The 20,978-nt window shown below is 50.7% G+C and carries 15 protein-coding genes and 1 pseudogene; 11 read left to right on the top strand and 5 right to left on the bottom strand.

What is annotated here, in order from left to right; all coding sequences use genetic code 11:
• Positions 1-453: 453 nt before the first annotated feature.
• The 5 genes and pseudogenes from BUB86_RS18260 to BUB86_RS03360 form a co-directional block, all read left to right on the top strand.
• Positions 454-3,774, top strand: a pseudogene (locus tag BUB86_RS18260) (helicase-related protein); the annotation flags it as partial.
• Positions 3,763-9,114 (top strand): LPD11 domain-containing protein, encoded by a 5,352-nt coding sequence (locus BUB86_RS18255; protein ID WP_410543923.1) that lies wholly within the window; start codon positions 3,763-3,765, stop codon positions 9,112-9,114. The pseudogene BUB86_RS18260 and the gene BUB86_RS18255, both read left to right, overlap by 12 nt.
• Before the next feature lie 26 nt (positions 9,115-9,140).
• Positions 9,141-10,601 (top strand): glucosaminidase domain-containing protein, encoded by a 1,461-nt coding sequence (locus tag BUB86_RS03370; protein WP_081373066.1) that lies wholly within the window; start codon positions 9,141-9,143, stop codon positions 10,599-10,601.
• Positions 10,602-10,643: 42 nt separating this feature from the next.
• Positions 10,644-11,246 carry a hypothetical protein gene (locus BUB86_RS03365; protein WP_073205385.1) on the top strand — a complete coding sequence of 201 codons (603 nt, stop codon included), beginning with the start codon at positions 10,644-10,646 and terminating at the stop codon, positions 11,244-11,246.
• Between the two features lie 3 nt (positions 11,247-11,249).
• A complete protein-coding gene (locus BUB86_RS03360) occupies positions 11,250-12,563 on the top strand; it encodes a zincin-like metallopeptidase domain-containing protein (protein ID WP_081373065.1) in 1,314 nt (437 codons plus the stop codon).
• 137 nt (positions 12,564-12,700) lie between these two features.
• Here the strand turns inward: BUB86_RS03360 and BUB86_RS03355 are convergent, their stop codons facing one another.
• Complete coding sequence (locus BUB86_RS03355) at positions 12,701-13,465, bottom strand: DUF4099 domain-containing protein (protein WP_073205377.1); 765 nt, start codon at positions 13,463-13,465, stop codon at positions 12,701-12,703.
• A gap of 185 nt (positions 13,466-13,650) precedes the next feature.
• Between BUB86_RS03355 and BUB86_RS03350 the strand changes: the two genes are divergently transcribed.
• On the top strand, positions 13,651-14,724 hold the full coding sequence (locus tag BUB86_RS03350; RefSeq protein ID WP_073205374.1) for a glucosaminidase domain-containing protein: 1,074 nt from the start codon (positions 13,651-13,653) through the stop codon (positions 14,722-14,724).
• Here the strand turns inward: BUB86_RS03350 and BUB86_RS03345 are convergent.
• From BUB86_RS03345 to BUB86_RS03335, 3 genes are all read right to left on the bottom strand, one after another.
• Positions 14,660-15,292, bottom strand: coding sequence for a hypothetical protein (locus tag BUB86_RS03345; RefSeq protein ID WP_073205371.1), 633 nt, complete (start codon positions 15,290-15,292; stop codon positions 14,660-14,662). The two genes, BUB86_RS03350 and BUB86_RS03345, sit on opposite strands and share 65 nt — an antisense overlap.
• 128 nt (positions 15,293-15,420) lie before the next feature.
• A complete protein-coding gene (radC, locus tag BUB86_RS03340; RefSeq protein ID WP_073205368.1) occupies positions 15,421-16,122 on the bottom strand; it encodes a RadC family protein in 702 nt (233 codons plus the stop codon).
• Between the two features lie 13 nt (positions 16,123-16,135).
• Complete coding sequence (locus BUB86_RS03335) at positions 16,136-16,660, bottom strand: phosphoribosyltransferase (protein ID WP_073205364.1); 525 nt, start codon at positions 16,658-16,660, stop codon at positions 16,136-16,138.
• A 465-nt stretch (positions 16,661-17,125) separates the two neighbouring features.
• Between BUB86_RS03335 and BUB86_RS03325 the strand changes: the two genes are divergently transcribed.
• Positions 17,126-17,524, top strand: coding sequence for a hypothetical protein (locus BUB86_RS03325; RefSeq protein ID WP_073205356.1), 399 nt, complete (start codon positions 17,126-17,128; stop codon positions 17,522-17,524).
• A gap of 349 nt (positions 17,525-17,873) precedes the next feature.
• On the opposite strand, the gene BUB86_RS03320 is transcribed toward BUB86_RS03325, so the two are convergent.
• Complete coding sequence (locus tag BUB86_RS03320; protein ID WP_073205476.1) at positions 17,874-18,419, bottom strand: DUF6939 family protein; 546 nt, start codon at positions 18,417-18,419, stop codon at positions 17,874-17,876.
• Between the two features lie 233 nt (positions 18,420-18,652).
• On the opposite strand from BUB86_RS03320, the gene BUB86_RS03315 reads away from it, so the two are divergent.
• The 4 genes from BUB86_RS03315 to BUB86_RS03300 all read left to right on the top strand — a co-directional run bounded on the left by BUB86_RS03315 (position 18,653) and on the right by BUB86_RS03300 (position 20,974).
• Positions 18,653-19,321 (top strand): RNA polymerase sigma factor, encoded by a 669-nt coding sequence (locus tag BUB86_RS03315; RefSeq protein ID WP_175549394.1) that lies wholly within the window; start codon positions 18,653-18,655, stop codon positions 19,319-19,321.
• Between the two features lie 20 nt (positions 19,322-19,341).
• Positions 19,342-20,034 (top strand): NUDIX hydrolase, encoded by a 693-nt coding sequence (locus BUB86_RS03310; protein ID WP_139261369.1) that lies wholly within the window; start codon positions 19,342-19,344, stop codon positions 20,032-20,034.
• Positions 20,035-20,104: 70 nt separating this feature from the next.
• The gene (locus BUB86_RS03305; protein ID WP_139261367.1) at positions 20,105-20,572 is read left to right on the top strand and encodes a DUF6717 family protein; all 468 of its coding nucleotides are present in this window, start codon (positions 20,105-20,107) and stop codon (positions 20,570-20,572) included.
• A 6-nt stretch (positions 20,573-20,578) separates the two neighbouring features.
• The gene (locus BUB86_RS03300; RefSeq protein ID WP_073205345.1) at positions 20,579-20,974 is read left to right on the top strand and encodes a DUF1810 family protein; all 396 of its coding nucleotides are present in this window, start codon (positions 20,579-20,581) and stop codon (positions 20,972-20,974) included.
• The last annotated feature ends 4 nt before the right edge of the window (positions 20,975-20,978 follow it).

Here is a 20,978-nt window from a genome sequence, read left to right as displayed (position 1 = left end):
ATGAACTGCCATTGGTGGAAGTCGATGATGGCTCCTGACTCGGAGGCTATCGTGGCCACGAAGATGGAGAAAGGCACCGACCCCTACGGCAGGCCGACCCTGATATGCACCCATGACGGTGGCATGGAGGGTATTGCCAAGCTGCTCACCGAGTATTTCAAGCGAGACCTTTATAAGGATTTTGTGGACTACTACAAGGCCAATGCAAACCGAGAGCAGAGTCAAGTTATCTTGAACTCTGCCGAGGTGCAGCTTGGTCTCGCTGAAAGCAAGGCCAGTACCCCGAAGCCAGTACAGGAAGTACAGGTCAAGGCAGAGCCCCAGGTACGTCAGGCGCAGCAGAGCCAGCCCGTCCAGCTGGATCTCTTCTCCATGTGGGATGCCGTGGAACCCGTGCAGGAGACCCGTCAGGCGGAACAGCCAGAGGAGAAACCACAGGAACTCACTCCCGATGAGCAGCGCATGCAGCTGTATTATCAGATACGCGATGCCTACGAGGAACTCTACGATACCGAGGCGCAGTCGCGTGAGGAGCAGCCCGAGCTCCGTCAGAGGCTGAACCAGGTCTATGACGAGTTCGTTGGGAAGTTCGGCAGGCTGAACGAGCGCAAGAACGCCCGTGTCATCATGAACGATGCCAAGGGCCGAGACGTGCTGACGCTGGAGAATGCCGTTGACAAGTCGTTTGTCAAGGCTGACATCTTCGAGCGTCCCGTCTCGTTTGTGGCCTATGAAATCAGCCATGTCGATACCCCCGAGGAAGCCCTCTTTGCCTCGCTCAACCGCTACGGTAACGTGGACCTGGAGTATATGTCAGGTCTCACGGGTCATACTCAAGACGATTTGGTCAGTGAGTTGAAAGGGCGTATCTATTATATGCCCGATGGCCGCTACGAGATCAGCAGTAAGGTGCTCTCTGGCAATGTCTATGACAAGCTGGCTTACGTGAACGATGCCCTTGAGCTGGCTCAGGAGCATGCCGATGACCCCAAGATTGTCCCTGCCTTGCAGGAGACCAAGGCTGCACTGGAGCAGTCATTGCCCCAGCAGATAGCCTTTGACGACATCGGTCTGCAGTTCGGTGAGCGATGGATTCCCACCGAGTATTACGAGGAATATGTCGGCAAGCTCTTCGACACGAAGATGGAGATTAACTATGCCGAGCATATCGACGAGTATTCCCTGAAGGCCGAGAACCGCTATAACCTGAAGATCCGCGAGGAATACTGTGTGCGTGGCGAGTATAAGGACTACGACGGTATGGCACTGTTGCAGCATGCTTTCCATGACACGACTCCGGACATCCAGAAGTGTGTAGGATCTGATGATAGCGGCAACGACATCAAGGCTCCGGATATGGAGAAGATACAGTTGGCCAATTCGAAGATTCAGGAGATCCGCGAGGGCTTCCAGGACTACCTCACCAACCTGCCCAAGGAGAAGCGTGACGAGCTGCAGGAGATGTACAACCGCAAGTTCAACTGCTTCGTCAAGGCGAAGTATGACGGCAGTCACCAGACCTTCCCTGGCATCGACATGAAGACGCTGGGCAGCAGCCGTTTCAACGTGAAGGACATCTATAAGTCACAGAAGGACTGTGTGTGGATGCTCCTCCAGAACGGCGGTGGTATCTGTGACCATGAGGTGGGTACCGGAAAAACGCTTATCATGTGTATGGCTGCTCATGAGATGCACCGTCTGGGACTGGCCAACAAGCCGATGATTATTGCGCTGAAGGCCAATGTCGCAGAGATAGCCAACACCTATCAGGCCGCATTCCCTGATGATAAGATTCTCTATGCCAGTGAGAAGGATTTTTCACCGGCCAACCGTGTCGACTTCTTCAACCGCATCAAGAACAACGACTATGCCTGTGTCATCATGTCCCACGACCAGTTCGGCAAGATACCGCAGTCTCCTGACATCCAGCGTCAGATACTCTCTGATGAGGTGCGCGACATCGACGAAGCCCTTGACGTGCTGCGCAAGCAGGGTGGGAACATCTCCGGGCGTATGCTCACGGGACTGGAGAAGCGCAAGGAGAACCTGCAGGTGAAGCTCCTGGAACTCCAAAGCGATATGGCATCGCGGAAGGATGACTTTGTGGACTTCGGCCTGATGGGCATCGACCATATCTTCATTGATGAGAGCCATCAGTTCAAGAACCTCACCTTTACGACCCGCCATCAGCGTGTGTCGGGACTGGGTAATCCCGCAGGCAGCCAGAAGGCGCTCAACCTGCTCTATGCCATCCGTACCATCCAGAACCGCACAGGAAAGGATCTGGGTGCGACGTTCCTGAGTGGTACGACCATCAGCAACTCCCTGACGGAGCTGTACCTGTTGTTTAAGTACCTCCGTCCGAAGGCGATGGAGCAGCAGGGCATCCATAGCTTCGATGCCTGGGCGGCTGTCTATGCCAAGAAGACCTCAGACTATGAGTTCTCCGTGACCAATGCCGTCGTTCAGAAGGAACGCTTCCGCTACTTCGTCAAGGTGCCTGAGCTGGCCACCTTCTATAACGAGATTACCGACTACCGCACAGGTGAGGATGTCGGTCTCGACCGTCCTGACATGAATGTCGTGCTGCATAACATCAAGCCGACACCTGACCAGCAGGACTTCAACGAGCGTCTGGTGCAGTTCGCCCAGACGGGTGACGGCGAGTTGATCTTCCGTGGCCCGCTGAACGACCGCGAGCAGAAGGGAAAGATGCTTATCGCTACCGATGCCAGCCGGAAGGCTTCGCTCGATATGCGACTGGTGGACCCTGAACTCTTCGGTGATGACCCTGAGAACAAGGCCAGCCACTGTGCAAGGCTCGTTTCGGAGTACTATCAGAAGTACAACGACCAGAAGGGAACGCAGTTCATCTTCAGTGATCTCTCGACCTATAAGCCCGGTGAGTGGAACATCTTCCAGGAAATCAAGGATAAGCTTGTCAACGACTACGGCATCCCTGCCGAGGAGATCCGTTTCATTCAGGAGGCAAAGAACGAGAAGCAGCGTAAGGAGCTCATAAAAGCCATGAACGAGGGCACTATCCGTGTCCTGTTCGGCTCCACCTCGACTCTTGGTACGGGTGTGAATGCCCAGAAACGGGCCGTGGCCGTCCATCATATCGACATTCCCTGGCGACCTTCTGACCTGGAGCAGCGTAATGGCCGTGCCCGTCGTTCAGGAAACGAGATTGCCAAACTCTACGCGAACAACAACGTGGATATCATCATCTACGCTGTGGAGCGTACCCTTGACAGCTATAAGTTCAACCTCCTTCAGAACAAGCAGCTCTTCATTACGCAGCTGAAGACCAACAGCCTTGGCTCGCGTGTCATCGACGAAGGCGCGATGGACGAGGAGAACGGCATGAACTTCGCAGAGTATGTGGCCATCCTCTCCGGCAATGACGACCTGCTTCAGAAGGCTAAGCTGGAAAAGAAAATCATGGCCTTGGAGTCGGAGCGTAAGACCTACATGCAAGCCCGAAGGGAGACTGAGTGGCGACTGGAGGTGGCTCAGGAGAAGGTGCAGAAGAACGATGTCATCATCCGCGACATGACGGAGGACTATGACAAGTTCCAGTCACAAGTCAGGAAGGGTGAGGACGGCACTGCCCTGCCAGGACTGACGATGCCGAAGATCAAGGAGTTTACGGCAGACGGAGCCTATAACGTGGAAGGGATGGGTGCCGCCTTGCAGGATGCAGGGCGTACCATCGGCAATAAGGACCGCCAGATGGGTGAGGTCTATGGTTTCCCGCTGATGGTGGACTCCATCTACATGTACGATGAGAAGATGAGGAAGGAGGTCTATGCCGGCAACCGCTTCTATGTGAAGGGCCACTACCTCTATGAGCATAACAACGGCCATCTGGCCATGAGCAAGGACAATCGCCTGGGTGCCGTGCGCTATGGCGTACAGGCCTTGGAGCGCATACCAAGTATCGTGGCACAGTATCAGGAGCGTAACCATAAGCTCCAGCAGGATATTGCCGAATATCAGCGTATCGCTGGAAAGCCTTGGGGAAAGGAGGATGACCTGAAGGGACTGAAGGCTGAGCTGGAGGTGCTGGAGAAGAAGATCCAGGAGAGTCTCGATGAGACGACCCGCAACGTCCCCAAGCCCGAGGAGCTGCCTTATAAGTTCTCCAAGGAAGGACGTTATCATAAGGTGACGTTCCAGCGTGAGGCCTATCCTTTTGTCAGCATCAGTGAGATGCGTGAGATGGCCGACACGGGCAGCTGGCGTCAGCGTGGCTACGTGCGCTGTGGCCATTGGGACGGTGACGTGATGGTCAGCGACCCGGAGGTGGAAGCGGAGTTCACCCTGCGCCAGAAGTGTGAGGAGTTCATGCAGAAGGTGGTGGACACCAACCAGCAGCGAGTGGATGATAAGGAATGGCTGGTCAATATGGCCAATAATGATACCGATGGTAAGACGGTGACGCAGGATAACGAAGTCATCTTCGCCACCCGGAAGTTCCTTGAAGAGCATCACATCAACTGGCAGACAGGTGAGGACGTGACCGCTGAGCAAGAGGTAGAACTCCGGGAGAGCACTTCTGCAAGAGTAAAGCCCCTGCAGGTCTATTCTTTGGGCCAGTATGGAGTAGGGGAGCGTGGTGAGCAACTGCGCAGCCTTGCCCATCAGGTGAAGGAAAACGGATCTCAGGAGGCGATAGACAATGCTGTTGATGAGCTTGAAACCATTTTCTCAACCATCCCTGAGTCGGAACGTGAGAGGATGGTGCTTGTTCCAGTACCCGGCAAGTCTGGAGTTCCCGGTTATACGGATGATATCGCCTATGACCTGGGTCAGCGGCTGGATATAGACAGTAACAGCAACCTGATCTGTTCGCCCCATGCCTCGCTCTATGACATCAAGAAAGAGCAGGGCAACGACAACCTGCCAGATATAGACTTCACCTACAATGACGAGCTGGATGAAGATACCATTGTAGTTCTGGTGGATAATGTGCTTGATACAGGCCACACCCTTTCACAGGCTGCCCAGGCAGATTTCGGAAAGGGTGTCGAGGTACGTGCCCTTGTGCTGGCCCATACGGACAACTATCTGCAGTATCATCCGGAAATGGAGGTTAAGATGCCGCAGGCCCAGGAAGTCCAGATGAAGCCGGTGGCCGTCGCTCCCGTACGCATTGCTGCCCAGGTGGCCAGACAGGAGCAGAAGGAAGACCGTCCGTCTGTTGAGCTGCGTGATGCGCTGATTGGACTGATGCGTGGTGCAGGCATCGCGGTGAATACCGATGCCGCAGAAGGTGCGCGTGTCCTTGAAAAGTATAAGGATCAGGCCAACGAAAGCAGGAAGCCTATCCTGTTCCGTGACAAGGACGGTCAGGTCTATGGTTTTGTCCATGAGGGGAAGGTCTATCTTGACCCTGATGTGGCTACCGTAGAGACCCCCATCCATGAATACACCCATTTGTGGGCAGAGGTTCTGCGTCAGCAGAATCCGGGTGAGTGGGCAAAGGTCGTTCAGATGATGAAGGATACCCCGGAGGTGTGGAACGACGTGAAGAGCCAGTATCCTAATCTCCATACGGATGACGAGATAACCTCCGAGGCACTGGCCCAGTATAGCGGTCAGCGTGGTACCAAGCGTCTGCAGGAGTTTGTGGAAGAAAAGGGTGAAACAGGCATCTTTGAGAAGGTCTCTGCCGCTCTGAGTAAGTTCTGGAACGCCGTTGCCGACTTCCTTCATATCGAATATAACAGTAAGGAAGAGGTGGCGGACCGTGTGCTCTATGACCTCTTGAACGGTGTGAATCCACTGAAGCTGGCACCCAAGGTCCAGGGACTGGAGGACTATACTCAGTATGAGGTGAAGCAGATGGTTGAAGACTATGTGAACGAGAAGCTCAGCGAGGACTTCCCTGACGAGGACATCAGCGTGAAGCAGGTGACCATCATCGGCAGCCGCTCCAGAGGCGAGGCCCGCGAGGGTAGTGACCTTGATATCCTGCTGGAATATGACGGTGAAGGCATCAAGGAGGACACCCTTTTCAATGTCCTCAATGAAAACCGTCTGGAGATCAATGGTATCCCAGTGGATATCAACCCCATCAACCCGCATTATTCCATGAATACGGCTGAATGGCTGGAGCGTGATGTGAAGTGGCGGGAAGAGGATCGTCAGAAGCAGCAGCTTGCCAAGCAGCATGATGAAGTGGTGCAGAAGTACCAGGATGCCGGATTGTCGGGCACTCCTCAGTTCTTGCTGAAGGAGGCAGAACTGGTGCGTCAGGACACTGGGGAGGTGGAGCATTACAATGCCCTCTCGGTTGATCCGCCGTATATCATGCTCTATGAGGGTATGGAGGATGCTAAGAACAGCATGAGTCCCATGATGCTGACGGACTTCTCACCCGAGGTGCAGAAGCAGGTACTGGAAGAGCTGACCGACAGCCTGAAATGTTTTCAGGAGAAGTCCGCTATAGAGAAAGTATGCGGTTTGGCCGAGGAGGTGAAGCTGGATTACGTCCCGCTGACCCTGCGCCTGCCTGTTGTCGTTCGTGATTATGATGACGGAATGGAGAAAGGGGATAAGGTATTTGCCCACGCCGTGGCCGTTGGCGGTGACATCGAGGTGTTTGAGAATCGTCAGGATGCTTACGACCATCAGAACCAGGTTTATCTGAAAGAGCTCCCGGAGGAAGCCCGTCAGCAGGTGTTGAGTCAGATGGAGGAATTGCTGACTTCGGAGGACCGGCAGATATCCGTGTATGTTGACACCGTCCAGGTGCCAGACTATGCCCTCCCTGCTATCATCAATGGTGATTTCAGTAACCTCGATGCAGAGGAGACGGCGAATGTTCAGCAGTTCATGGACGAATATCCTGGTCATATCTTCAGTCCACGTGACGAACATCCCAGTTTTAACAACAGTCCAGCCTTTGGGTTAGCTGCAGACTGTGTGGCTATGGACATCGTGCGTTTGGCCACTATTAAGCAGCTAAGGGAAGAGCAGACGATGGTAAAGCAAGAGGAACCTGACACCATCGAGTCGCGAAAGCCGCGGGATGTTCAGGAGATTATCAAGGACTTGAAGAATCGTGATGACGGTTTCCGCTATCGCCTGCTCAGTCGTATGCAGACGGATGTGAAATACTATTTAGGCAATGGTAACCGTCATGAGAAAGATCTGTGGGCCGGCAATGCCAAGGACCATATCATCATTATGGATGCACTGATGAGTTCGCTTCCGGAGAAGCCGGAGTGGCTTTCGACGGAGATGCTCATAGACTATGCCGACAAGATGGGCGTGAATGTCTATAATGATGCTCCGGATTCAGCCTTGATGGTTGAAGCCTTGGATGCAGCCCTTGCCAATAAGGGCGTATGGCTGAACAAGTGCGGAGCCATCTCTGCAGATGACATGAAGCTGCGTCAGGTTAAGCCCTACGAAGCCTTGGTAATGGCTTTGCAGTCTGATACACGTGGTGAATGTCCCAAGGAGATTGCCATCAATCAGGAATCGGCACAGATCAAGCAGGTTAATGACCTGAAGCAGAAACATCCTGATGCGATGATTCTCATGCGTACGGGCGACTGTTATAAGATGTATGGTGAGGATGCGGAGAAAGGGGCCAGGATTCTTGGAATCACCCTATGCGACCGTGAGTCGAAGGGTGACAGATATCTCTTTGCTGTCTTTCCCCATCACTCCCTCGATGTCTATCTGCCTAAGCTCGTGAGGGCCGGACTGCGTGTTGCTATCTGTGACCCGCTGGATAATCCCAATCAGGAAAAGAATGAGGCCAAGGTCATCTATGACAAGGCCGATGAGCTGGTGAAAGCCCTTCAGAAGGGTGATCCGCGTGTGCAGGTCAATCAACTCCTTGATACGGAATATGACTATCAGAATGACGGTCTCTGCATCAACAACGGCAGGAAGTCCGCCCATGGGCAGGAGAAAGCTGTAGCCATCCAGCGCGTGACGGATATCTATCGTGCAGCGATGGCCTATACAGGCGGTAAGGAACGCCTGAACCGTGTGGGATTGTCCACTCTGCTACCTGCTGATGCCCAGAAGTATGAGCGTCTGGTTCAGGAGCTGGCTACGGGAGTCATCATGGTGCGCCAGGGACTTTCTGCCACCTTCTCGAAGGAGAATCAGGAGATCATACCCTACTGGAAACAGGAGCTGACCAAGCATCCTGAGATGATGAAACATGTGGAGCAAGATGTGAACAAGGCCATTCAGGTGTTGGGCAAGATTATGCGTGGTGAGGATATTGACTATGCTGCCATGCGTGGCAATACTCCCTCGGAGGTGGTGACACCCTATCATTACTCCATAGCCAGCGAACTGGCTACCATTCCCGATGCTGAGACACAGACCATGGTACTCGTCAAGGATGACCAGCAGAAGTCCGTGGAGGTCATAGCCTCTGATGAAGATTCCGTTCAGGGAGTCGTTGCGGAGGATCTGCACCAGGAAGGTTACAAGGATGTGCAGTTCTACCATGCCGGTGGTGCCTCCAGCCTGATACAGCCCAATACGTTCTTTGACGGCAAGACCGTCGAGGTTGCCCGCCTGAAGCAGGACAAGCTGACCGTTACTGAGCAGCTCGACCTGACGAAGGAGATAGAGCGTTGCAAGGGTGTTGCCCTCGACCAGGTGACGATGACCCGGGATGACAAAGGCTGCTATGTGCTGTATGTGAAGCCCAAGGACAAGCCTTCGATTACCGTCTATCCCCATTCCGATGATGTCAGGCTTTTCTTCGGAGCCCTGAAGACCCCGGAGTTTGACAGCGTGCGTGAACAGCTGGGGCAGAAATACTATGCCACGGCACAGCGCCATCCTGACGTGAAGGTTGATGTGCTCATGCCGAAGGTCGGTGACGTGGACCTCTCACGTATCTCGAAGGTGAGTATCGCCAAAGACAGATACAAGGAGGGGGCAACCATCCTCTTTGCAACCATCGACGGGGAGCGGCAGAAGCCTGTTGAGCTGAGCAAGATTCAGGCACAGCGCTTCTGGCTGGTCGATGACCGTGAAGCGTATAAGGTGGCTCTGGCTGCCCAGCTGTTTCATGCCAGACTCAGTCAGGCAGTAGAGGAAGACACGAAGTGCGGTATTCACCGATGAAAGATCAAACGTAAAAAGGAAAGATTATGGCAAATCCACAAAAAGCAGCATTCTTTGAGCAGTATGCACCGTTGGCGATGGAGCAGCAACAGAAATATGGCATTCCTGCCTCAGTGACCTTGGCCCAGATGTATCTGGAGTCCGCCGGTGGCAAGTCAAACCTTGCACAGACGGGTAACAACTACTTCGGCATCAAGTGCAGCAGCCAGTGGCTCGCTGAGGGCAAACCCTACAGCCTGCACCATGATGACAAGCCGAATGAGAAGTTCTGTAACTATGCCAGTGTTCAGGAGAGCATCGAGCATCATTCGCAGTTCCTGATGGGCAGCCGCTATGCGGGTTGTCGTCGCTGTGCCGCTGATGACTATCGCGGTTGGGCTAATGGCCTGCAGGCAGCAGGCTATGCCACCAACCGTAACTATGCCACGATGCTGATAGCCGATATCGAGGCCTATGGGCTGAGCAAGTATGACCAGCAGGCCATGAGTATGCCGAAGGTGGCAGACCAGCAGGCCAAGACGCAGACGCCCGCCAGTCAGGGCTATTCCTTCCCTGTTTCAGGTGACATCCTTGTGATGTCTGACGGATATGGGATATCTCCTACCAGCTACAGGAACCATGCACATAACGGTATTGACCTGAAGGCGAGGTATCAGGATGTGATGGCTACCGAGAACCAGGGACGTGTAGTCAAGGTGGGCAGTGACAAGACCAGTGGCAATTTTGCCGTCGTCGAATATGACCGTGCCGACGGTGCCAAGTGGCGGGTGTCATACTGCCATCTGGATAGTGTGGCCGTTCGCCAGGGCGATACAGTGAATGCCGGTCAGAAGCTTGGTGTTTCGGGGAATACGGGCAACAGCACCGGTCCTCACCTGCATCTGACCGTAAGGCATCAGGCCGCTGGCTCTGCGGAGTTTAAGACCGTTGACCCGCTGAACTACCTCGCGGAGATTGCCGTTCGTGGCAACCTGACAGCAACAGTCGTGAAGAAGGGAACGAATGCAGACCTGCTGTCCAGCCGGAAGGGTGGGGTAGATACAACCCCTACTCAGGCAGAAAGGCTGATGGCACAATCACAGCTGACAACCCAACAGCAGCAGAATGCCCAGGCGGGTGCTCAGCTCACCCAGCGGACAGGCAGCAACGACCCTAATACGCTGCTGGCCTATCTGATGGGACAGAATGGTGATGAACAGGCTCAGTATAGTCAGCATGGCGACATCTTCTCCAGTCTGATCTCCGGTCTGTTCACCTCTGCCATCGGCATGGCCATCATGCTCGACCAGGCAGACCAGGGCGAGGAAAGGACTACCTCGCAGGTGCAGAATGAGCCTGTGCAGGAAACAGAACAACAGAAGGCGGCTACCCTGATTCAGCGCAAGCGTGACTCCGTTGATCCCGTTCAAGCCCGCGAGGTGGCCATGATGAACTTCGATGCGGAATATCCGGAGCAACAGCAGAATACAGGCCAGCGCCTGGCATAAATAGAAGTTTTTAATTTTTCAAGTTTATAAGTTTTTTGCATTATGATTAAGAGTAATTTGAAAGTCTGCGCAACCATCAATCGCGCAGCAAGTGTGAAGAAGGACAAGAAGGGTGCCAGTTACCTTTCTTATGGTGTTCAACTGCCTATCAGCGGCAAGCATGGCGAGACCCAGAATCTCGTTATCAATGTCATGATGGCTCCAAGCAAGGGCAATGCGTCTGATCTGACCGTTGGTCGTCGTGTGAAGCTCGAAGGAGAGATGACCATCCACAAGCATGGCGGTAAGCTGTGCTGCTATCTCCGTCCTGAGAGTCTCGAGTTGGCTGATGGCGCATCGGATAGCATCGAGGGAACCCTCGAGTTCCGTGGCAAGCTTGGCAAGAAGGATGTCGAGCTGAAGGAGGACAAGAACGGCAACATCTACATGGTGTTTGGCGCGTTCTCCACCGACAAGACCAAGGACAAACCTGAGTTTACCTGGGTCAGCTTCCTCTATTTCGACCCCAAAGATGGTGAGGATTTCCTGAAGCCAGGCAATTATATCGATGCCAAGGGCACCCTGCAGTTGGGAGTCTTTAATGATGCCATTACGCTGGATTGCGTGGTGAGCGAGGTGAAACCGTGGATCCTTAACAAGCAGTGACCTATGGGAAGATGGAGAAAGAGCGTAGTCCCCCCGGAGGAAGCGAGGGTGTCAGCCAAGGAGATGGAAGACAAGGCCTTCAATCTCTATGCGGAAATGCTGATTGACAAGATTGAGAAGACCGCCAAGTCCGAATGGAAGCAGCCGTGGTTCGCCGAGGGGCAGCTGGCATGGCCGAAGTCCCTGTATGGCAAGCCCTATCATGGCATGAATGCGATGATGCTCACGATGCTCTGTGAGCAGAAGGGCTGGCGCATCCCGATATTTGCTACCCATGACCGTATCTTCAACCTGAACAAGCAGGTTGACGAGAATGGCCAGAAGACCGATGCCGTCGATAAAGACGGGAATAAGCTCCCCTTTGTGCATGTCATGAAGGGAGAGCATTCCTTCCCGGTCTTTCTGACGCAGCTGAACATCGTCCATAAGGAGACGAAGGAAAAGATCAAGTGGCCCGACTATCAGCGACTCACTCCTGAAGAGCAGCAGGAATATAACCTGTACCACAATCGCTTTGTGCATTTCGTCTTTAATGTTGACCAGACCAATTTGCAGGAGGCCCGTCCGGAGCTGTATGCCAAGTTGGAGCAGGAGAATGTCCCTCAGAAGCTGACAGATGTCGAGGGCGAGGAGTTCAAGTTCGAGCCGCTCGATGTGATGATAGAGAAGAACCTCTGGATCTGTCCTGTCAAGGTGAAGGAGCTGAAGGCTGGCGAGTCACCCCATTATTCCATCAATGCCAATGAGGTGGTGATAGGTACCAAGGCCCAGTATCAGGCCACAGGCCATCCCGAATCATGGGCTGGTGACCTGACCCACGAGCTGGCCCATGCCACAGGCCATAAGGATTATCTCAACCGCTTTGAAGGAGAGAAAAGCCGGGACTCCTATGCCAAGGAGGAGATTGTGGCGGAGATGAGCTCCGCTATCGTCTGCCAGCATAACGGCATCAAGAAGTATCTGTCGGAAGACACCATACCTTATGTCCAGGGCTGGCTGAAGGCCTTGCATGAGCAGCCGGACTTTATCCGTACCATCATGAAGGAGATCAAGGCTGCCACCAATATCATCGAGTCGAAGATTGACGAGGTGCGCCGTCTCTATCTCGGTGAGGATGACCGCCAGATGCGTGATGGCGACAAGCTTGATGTGCGTGAGGAGGATGAAGCGACCCTCGAATACGATGAGACGGGTGATGCCCACCTTGCACCGGGCGAATCCCTTGGTGCTGACAAGAAGCAGGGCGAGTCAGAAAGTCCTGTCCTTGGTATTGCTGCAGAACCTGAGCCAGGGGAGCGGCGTGGCATGCACAGATAACCTCTAAAAGAAAAGCCGTCCGACTCTCACGAGCCAGACGGTTTTCTCTTTCCAAGAATCAAGAAAAATGAATGCTTGAGAAAAAATGCACTATATACAAATCATGAGCAAAACGATAACAAAGAAAATATGTATAATCAAATCTTCAGCTGGCGTAGCTGTGCTTCAGCAGCATGCATCGACTGTGCACGCTTCTGCTCAGACAGCAGTTTTTCGTCATAGTCTTCTTCAGCCACATAGCTGAGAGTGTTATCCTCGTCGGCAATCCAACAGCCGAAGAGTCCGAAGTTATATCGTGGAAGGCTGTCGGCCTTGGCATCCTGTCGCCATGCGATGACATCACCATTGGCCATGCGTATGCCTGTCTCATCATTCAGGTCGATACCTGCACTGATAATCTGGTGGTTGATTTCCATCTCGATGATACCTCCATCCTCCAGGATGGCCTTGTCAGCATCAGAGAGGTTGAAGTTACGCTTCAGAATGGAGATGTTCTGGCAGATGATGCTCTCAGGTACGGCCATCACCTGGTTGATGGCTTCGTCGAACTGTACGAAGCAGCGGCCCTTGCCGTTCATATCCGCTACGGTGACATTACCGGCCTTCAACAGTTCCTGCTGGGCGATGCTGAACTCTTCCAGGTCTTCATCGACCCACTTTGGAGCGAAGCACACATCGATGGTATCATCGGCGAGACGGACCAGGGAGATACGGGCAAAGCTCTGTATCAGCTGTCCTTCGGCATTCTCGGTGATAATAGGTAATACTGGTGTGGCGCGCGACGAAAGCAGGCGCAGCATCACGTTCTGGGGGAGGTCGTCAATCATCTCGTGAGTGAGACCAAACTTTGCAAGGATCTCATAAGGAATCTCCTCTGCTGTGAAATGTTCGATTTTTGCCATTTTCTACTTGAGTTTTTGAATCTGGCCGCAAAGGTAGATATTCTGTACGACATGAATGGCGGCTGAAAATTCTATCCCGGTTTTTAACGTTTTCGTAACTTTTCTGGTTGTGTAAAGGTTAATAACCGCAATACTTTTTCATTTTGAGCCTGGCTCGATGGGGAACCGTTACTTTTGCATCGGTTATGAAAATGAAATCACTGATAATAGGATTAGCACTGCTCTGTCTGCCTTTGTGGTTACAGGCCCAGACAGAGGACAGGGAGTATTGGGTGGAGCGCTATCTCAGCGTGTCCTACCCGTTGAAGAACATCAAGGTGAACTCGCCTTACGGTGCGAGGAAGGACCCCTTTACCGGCCAGAAGTCCACCCATAGCGGGCTGGACCTGCAGGCATATTACGAGGAGGTATATGCCATGTTCGATGGCGAGGTGGTGAAGACGGGTTCCGACAACCGCTCAGGAGTTTTTGTCACGATACGTCATGGTGACTATACCGTCAGCTACTGCCATCTCTCGAAGGTGGCCGTGAGTGAGGGAGACCAGTTGTTGGCTGGCGAAGTGGTGGGGGTGACGGGTAATAGCGGAAGATCAACGGGTGCCCATCTGCATATCACCTGCCGTTATAAAGGTCAGATGACAGACCCCTATACATTATTATTATATATAAGGCAGGTGAGGGGAGAGGCCTTTGCAGCCTTGTTGGGTGACGTGGACAGCTTAAGCCGGAGTAGCCGATCGGAGTTCCTTGCCCAATATGCCCCTGCTGCCATGGAGCAACAGCAGCGTTACGGCATCCCTGCCTCGGTGACACTGGCGCAGATGGCTTTCGAGAGTGACTGGGGACGGTCGGCTTTAGCACGTAAGGGCAATAACTATTTCGGTATCAAGTGTAGTCCGCAGTGGCTGGCCGAGGGCAGACCGTATAGCCTTCATGACGATGACAAGCCGAAAGAGAAGTTCTGTAACTATGCCACCGTCGAGGAGAGCATCGACCATCACTCGCGACTGTTGATGACAGACCGTTATAAACGCTGCAGAAGTTATTCATCGACCGACTATCACCACTGGCTTGTGGCCTTGAAGGCTGCTGGCTATGCCACCGCCAAGGACTACGTCCAGCTATGTGAGCAACTCATCCGTAAATACCAGCTCTTCCGTTATGACAGGATGGCCATACAACAAAAACAGGAGGTCAATAGCCTCCTGTTGTCACAATCTTGTCGTAGAGCGTCCGGTTGTTCGCACCAGCCGCCATGATGGGAAGAACGGAACGGACAGCTTGCATGAAGGCCATCATACCTTCGGCTGACACCTGCTTGCGCTTGTCACCCGTTTTCGGGTCGAGTCCTCGCTGGTTGCAATAGCTGAGCCATGCCTCGCTGGCATCGAACTTCTTCCAGTAAGCAGAGGAGTTGTAGGTCACTCGGTTGATGTACTGCCGACGGGGTTTGTACCAGGTCCATTCCGTTTGGTTCATGGGATGCTGGATGCCCGTAGCCTTCAGGAACTCCCTTATCCATTGCTTGCGTTCGGCCTTTTTAGGCAGGTACTCGTCGGTGCAGGTGAACATTAGGATGCTGTCGGCCACCTCATAGCTGATAGGGAGGAAGCAGAACTCGCCGTTCTTTGCCCCAAGCGGTACGAGTTTGAGGTAGAAGACATCACACTTGTCGAACCGCTGCACCTCAATGGCAGTGTACTCCATAGGTGTCACCCATGTGGAGAGTTTATAGCCCTTTGCCGGCCATGGGCTACCCGACACATACTTCTTGGCACTTGCTGACAGCGTGATAGCCATTATCAGAATCACAAAAATCTTTCTCATAGTTCATTCGTTTTTAATTAGCAAAATCGCAAAGTTAGACATAATATCAGTTGCATTACTCGGTTTTAACACAAAAATGAGGGAGTTTAACAGTTGGCCACCTCGTGAGCAGCCAACTGTCGGGCCTCCTATAGCTTGCCGTTCTCACGATACGAGTAATATTCTTGGGAACATACAATCACATGGTCGCAGAAGTGGATGCGCATCACTTTGCAGGCGTTATTGATGGACTTGGTTATCTCGTCATCCACACGGCTGGGACGCGGATTGTCCGAGGGGTGGTTATGAACGACGGTGAGGATGGTGGCATTGTTGGTAACAGCGTACTTCATGATAAGGCGTATGTCCATCAGCGTCTCCGTGATACCTCCCTGCGATAGCTTGATATGCTTGATAAGACGATAGTTCTGATTCATGAGGAGCAGGTGGGCTTCCTCGCTTTTGAGGTCTTGGCAAAAGGGCTGCATGAACTGATGTACCCTACAGGCCGTTGACAGGTCGGGGTGTTCCCCTAATTGTGCTGCTTGTCTGCGCTTACCTAACTCGATGGCTGCCATGATGCGGCAGGCGGTACTGGTGCCGATACCCTCCGTCTCGCGAATCTCGTTGAACTCAGCCTTAGCCAGTTCATGGAGATTGTTCTGATGGTCTGCCAATAGGTGCTTGGCGATGTCCACCGCTGAAGCCTTGTGCGTTCCCGAGCCAATAATAATGCTCAGAAGTTCTGCGTCCGTGAGTGCGCTTGTCCCTAACTCAATCATCTTGTCTGAAGGTCTGTCCTCCATGCTCCACGAACTGATCGGGAGACTTTTTACTGCTGCTGTCTGCATAATCTTGAATATTTTAGTGTTTATAATGTTTCGTGTGTCCGAGTGCGATACCACCGATAACCTTAGCTCCCGTCTCTTCCACCAGCTTGGCAAACTCCCTCATGCTCTTGCCGCTGCTGACAATATCGTCGAAGAGTAGGACCTTGGCCGAAGCATTGAACATGTCGGGGTCGAGGTGAATCTCCTCGTTGGCTGCATCACATACCATATGCGTCTTGCTACGATGTAGTTTCGAGCGTTTGCCATTGATGATGATATGTCCGTAGGCGTTGGTTGCTCCTGTGCGTTCACACACCATTTGGGCGAAGTTGCGATAACGAAGAGTGTTGGTGCGGTTACAGCTGGCGGGAACACATGCGAAGACCACGTTCTTCATATCGGTCATACTCAGAGCCAGACACACCTCCCTTACTGCCCTTTTCTGTGCTGCCGACCTGCCACTCTTGAAATTGATTATGTAGTCGTGGGTCATCAGAGCCTCGAAGCTTGCGTGTCCGAGGTAGCGGTTGGGGGTGTATGTATTTAAGCAAATCGTCATATCGCTTGTCTTGATTTTATTGCCTACGTAGGAGCGGGAAACCTTTTATTTTGTTCAGGTTCATCTTGCCTGGCACGTAGTTTTTTTTAGCATTGTCTGCGTTATCGCGGTTTAACCTTTACCGGTGCTGAAAGTGCTGAATGACCGTGCAATCCAAACCAAGAAATTCGGTGCAATTTTCCGTAGAATACCCAAATACGCGCATTTGGGAAGCCTGCTACGGAAAATTCCTCTGAATAAGGAGCCAGCGACTGGTTATTGGTGGATTGCGCATTCGGCTAACTTTGCACCCGTAAAGGTGTTAAGAACCGAATAACCCTGACAAGGAAAACTGCGAGATGTCAGGCGATAAAGATGCAAAACAACGATAACCATGATTCAAATCCATGAAAATGCGCGAAAAAGCCTCCATTTCATCGTCAATTCAAAAATAAAATCGTAATTTTGCAGACCAAATGCGAGGTTATGCTTAAGCAGGTAGTAGTAGATAAGGTAATGGCGAGACAGCTGTGGAAGTTGGGTTTCAGGGAACCCACCTTATCATACTATAATCTCGATGGAGAGCTACAGTCAGCCGATGGTGAGGAACTCCTACTGAAGGACTATAATGCGCCCAAACAGACACGAGGACGCGGAGCCAGATACTATTCCGCTCCCACATTATCTGCCGTACAAGATTGGCTACGCCGAAAAAAGCATCTCGAATTACTAATCTGCCGAGATACTTTTTTCCAGAATACAGGTGATTATTATTGCCGACTCATCCGTCTTTCCGATGGCTTAAGCCGTGACACCCATCCCCGCAAGTCATACGATCAGGCTTTGATGGATGGTATTAAACAGGCTCTGACAATACTTTCATAGCAGAGGGGAAAGCAAACAAGTAACGATTATCGGTATTTGTTACAAAGTATCGAATTTTAAGCAATTTGATTAAACAATAAAACCGACGAGTGATGTTCTTGAACATTACCCGTCGGTTGTTAGAAGGATGACTGTGAAGTATATTTGTCTTTTAGAAATGGGGATCTAAAACAAAAATTCAAAGATGTCATTAGGATCTAGCTCCTTAACATACTTTCATTGGTCTGTTTTAAGGTTTAATGCTTCTAAATTATTCATAAATGCTTGATATTTGGGGTGAATGAATAAAAAAAGGGATGCTCAATAAGGCATCCCGTATTAAAGTGATAAAGATAGAGAGCACTTGGTATTACTCTGGGTAGTTTCCCTCGATGTAGGCTTTGATTAGCGAAGCATGCGAGAGAGGCTTCTTAGGATTGTTGACATCAGGGTTAGTGTTGTAGTCAAGCAATACAACGGGTTTGTTCTTCGAGATGATACGTACTGCAGCCACCAACTTTTGGAGTTTATTCTCCAGCACCCACTTGTAGCATGGGAGGTAAATCAACTTACGTGCCTCGATATATCCCAGGAGTTCCTCACCATGAACGCCCTTTCGATGTCCGAGACAGGGACCAAACTTCCTTACGGTACGTTTTAGGTTCTTCATGTCGCGCTTCGAGAAAAAGGTTGGGTCTACGTCGGCATCCTCGAAAACCTTCAGTCCTTGCCAAATACCTTCAACAGAAACAGCAATGTCATCCGTAAACGGAACTGGAATACCACCATTGGGATAGAAGGGACTGAACTTGACGAATTCATCCTGGGCATGACTCGTCACGTCGATGATCATCGCATCAGGGTACTGAGCCTTTAGCGATTCCAATGTCTTTTTCTTTGACTCAATGATAATCATGGGCTTCATTTTCGAATTAGAAGCAAAATTACCATTTTTTTCCGAATACACATTAATTTTCATCATAAAACACCATTTTAAATCACATTTTACCCAAAAGCGGGCATAATATATTGCCAAAAAGAAGAAAAAAGTAATCAATTGCGTAAAAAATACGCATTTTTCTTGCAAGAATAAAATATTCTTTGTACTTTTGCAGCGTAAATATTACGCAATAATTAAAAATGAAGGGTATGGTAGTAAGAATTAAGGTAAGTGGTTTTGAGAATGAGAATGTTGAGAAGTTGACTCTGAAGGAAGAAAAGAGTGGACTTCTTAGTGTGAGTACTTATTTATTTAATAAGGTGGTGGATGGTGAAAGAGAGAATGTGTTGATGAGGTTGATGGGAAGGTTTAAGAGTTTAAGGTATGAAGATTTGGAGGAGGTTTATAATGATGGATGTTTGGTGTTGTGGGGAAAGATGATGGATAAGGAGTTTAAGTTGAAGGAAAAGAGTATGGTTGGTTATCTGGTTAGGGTTTGTAGGAATATTGGGATGCATTATTTGAGAAAGGTTAATGAGGATATAGAGAGTTTGGATAGGATAATGAAAAGAGGTTATGAAGTGAGAGAGGATGATGAAAGGGGAATTGAGGAGATCTTTGATGTGATGGATGAAAGAGGAAATGAGGATGAAAGATATGAGAAGTTGGATAGAATCTGGAGTAAGTTGAAGGAAGTGGATAGGATGATATTGGAGAGTTATTATGTGGATGGTTGTAAAATGGAGGAAATTGCGAAGAAAATTGGTTATAGGAATGGAAATAGTGTAAAGAGTAAAAAGAATAAAGTGTTAAGGAGGATGATAGAAATGATGAAAGAAAATGAGGCGGATTTTAAGAATCTGCCTCTGGCTGCATAAACGACTAAATACGACAATATATGGAAGAACTGAAGTATCATTACAAATATCCGCATCCGTGTGTCACAACGGATTGCGTGATTTTCGGATTTGACGGGACAAAGCTCAATGTCTTACTGATAGAACGAGGCATTGAGCCTTTCAAAGGACGTTGGGCTTTCCCTGGCGGATTCCTGAAAATGGACGAGACGGCCCTTCAAGGTGCCAAACGCGAACTTAAAGAAGAAACAGGACTGGAGGATGCCTACATCCATCAGTTTCATGCCTTCTCTGGTGTGGACCGTGACCCTCGTGAGCGAGTCATCACCATTGCCTACTTTGCCTTGGTGCGTATCAGCGAGGTAAAGGCAGGCGATGATGCCGCAAAGGCACAGTGGTTCCCACTCGACAAAGTGCCTTCACTGGCATTCGACCACGACTTGATATTACGAGAGGCTACTAATGAGCTTCGTCGTCAGATTCACTTCGAGCCGATTGGCTTTGAGTTGTTGCCGGAGAAATTCACCATGACCCAACTGCAACATCTGTATGAGGCCATCCTCAGTGTCAAGTTCGACAGACGTAACTTTTGCAATAAAATGCTGAAGCTTGGCATTCTGACCCAGCTCGATGAGACACTGCCAATGCCCAACAAGAAGATTGCTTTCCTCTATAAGTTCAACCCAGAGAGTTACAACGAAATGAAAGAAAAAGGCTTCCGCCTGGAATTCTAACATTTCAGTTGTTTACCTTTTCTGAGTTTTTGGTAATATATAATGCGAGGTTTAACTTAATAAACAATTAATGGACTATTCAATTACTGATTTGATGAAAGCAGCTTCGATGATGTCGAAGAAGTATTTTGGTCGTCAAGACGAGTACACCATCTCTTTTACCAAAGAAGACGATGGATGTTGGTATGTGGACTACCCTGACTGGCCTTTCGATCACCACAATCTGATGATGGTGGAAGGAGCCGATGATCTCTGCGAGATACTTTCTTACGATGGAACTCACACCAAAATCAAGGTTTGCGTAAACATCGTTTCTGACAGGATGCCCAAAGGATGGTTCCGAATAGAGAAGCAAGATTCCAGCATTACCGGAGGCGCCCACTATCAGGTTGACCTTGTAGCTGCCAATTCCTTCGGAGGCTTCATCTGGTTGTGTCCCGTTACTCTCTTCGTGCTGGGTCAATATCCCGACTACATGTGGATAAAGCCCATGAACCTGGCTGATGACAAAATGAAGGAACTTGGATTGAAAGACTGAGAACGTATGGGAGATCTACAAAGATTCTTAACCGCACAAGACGGTAAAAGAGGTGAAAACACTTTGTATGAACTGGCTTTGAAAGAAATCCAGGAAGGCAACCTTGGATTCGAATGCTGGATAAGATATGTATATCCTCAGCTAAAAAGAAAAGGGACTAGTCAGTTGACTGATTTCTATGGACTTGATGGACGTGAAGAGGCGAAAGCATACTTCGAACATCCGATATTGAGAGAAAGACTAATTGAGGCAGCACAGGTTCTTTTGAAAATAGACAAGCCGATATTTGAAATCTTCAGCAATTTGGGCGTGATGAAACTGCGCACATGCATGCTCTTGTTTGCCTCTATCTCTGATGAACCTGTTTTCAAACAGGTATTAAGGAAGTATGGCTGGAAATGATCTT

It is taken from the genome of Xylanibacter ruminicola, assembly GCF_900142525.1.
GTDB lineage: Bacteria > Bacteroidota > Bacteroidia > Bacteroidales > Bacteroidaceae > Prevotella > Prevotella ruminicola_A.
The sequence above is the reverse complement of the archived record's forward strand: the minus strand, read 5'-3'. Positions and strand labels throughout refer to the sequence as shown.

Coding starts and splice junctions, on each gene's coding strand:
- BUB86_RS18255 (WP_410543923.1), top strand. CDS start 3,763: ATGGTGGACTCCATCTACATGTACGATGAGAAGATGAGGAAGGAGGTC.
- BUB86_RS03370 (WP_081373066.1), top strand. CDS start 9,141: ATGGCAAATCCACAAAAAGCAGCATTCTTTGAGCAGTATGCACCGTTG.
- BUB86_RS03365 (WP_073205385.1), top strand. CDS start 10,644: ATGATTAAGAGTAATTTGAAAGTCTGCGCAACCATCAATCGCGCAGCA.
- BUB86_RS03360 (WP_081373065.1), top strand. CDS start 11,250: ATGGGAAGATGGAGAAAGAGCGTAGTCCCCCCGGAGGAAGCGAGGGTG.
- BUB86_RS03355 (WP_073205377.1), bottom strand. CDS start 13,465: ATGGCAAAAATCGAACATTTCACAGCAGAGGAGATTCCTTATGAGATC.
- BUB86_RS03350 (WP_073205374.1), top strand. CDS start 13,651: ATGAAAATGAAATCACTGATAATAGGATTAGCACTGCTCTGTCTGCCT.
- BUB86_RS03345 (WP_073205371.1), bottom strand. CDS start 15,292: ATGAGAAAGATTTTTGTGATTCTGATAATGGCTATCACGCTGTCAGCA.
- radC (WP_073205368.1), bottom strand. CDS start 16,122: ATGCAGACAGCAGCAGTAAAAAGTCTCCCGATCAGTTCGTGGAGCATG.
- BUB86_RS03335 (WP_073205364.1), bottom strand. CDS start 16,660: ATGACGATTTGCTTAAATACATACACCCCCAACCGCTACCTCGGACAC.
- BUB86_RS03325 (WP_073205356.1), top strand. CDS start 17,126: ATGCTTAAGCAGGTAGTAGTAGATAAGGTAATGGCGAGACAGCTGTGG.
- BUB86_RS03320 (WP_073205476.1), bottom strand. CDS start 18,419: ATGATTATCATTGAGTCAAAGAAAAAGACATTGGAATCGCTAAAGGCT.
- BUB86_RS03315 (WP_175549394.1), top strand. CDS start 18,653: ATGGTAGTAAGAATTAAGGTAAGTGGTTTTGAGAATGAGAATGTTGAG.
- BUB86_RS03310 (WP_139261369.1), top strand. CDS start 19,342: ATGGAAGAACTGAAGTATCATTACAAATATCCGCATCCGTGTGTCACA.
- BUB86_RS03305 (WP_139261367.1), top strand. CDS start 20,105: ATGGACTATTCAATTACTGATTTGATGAAAGCAGCTTCGATGATGTCG.
- BUB86_RS03300 (WP_073205345.1), top strand. CDS start 20,579: ATGGGAGATCTACAAAGATTCTTAACCGCACAAGACGGTAAAAGAGGT.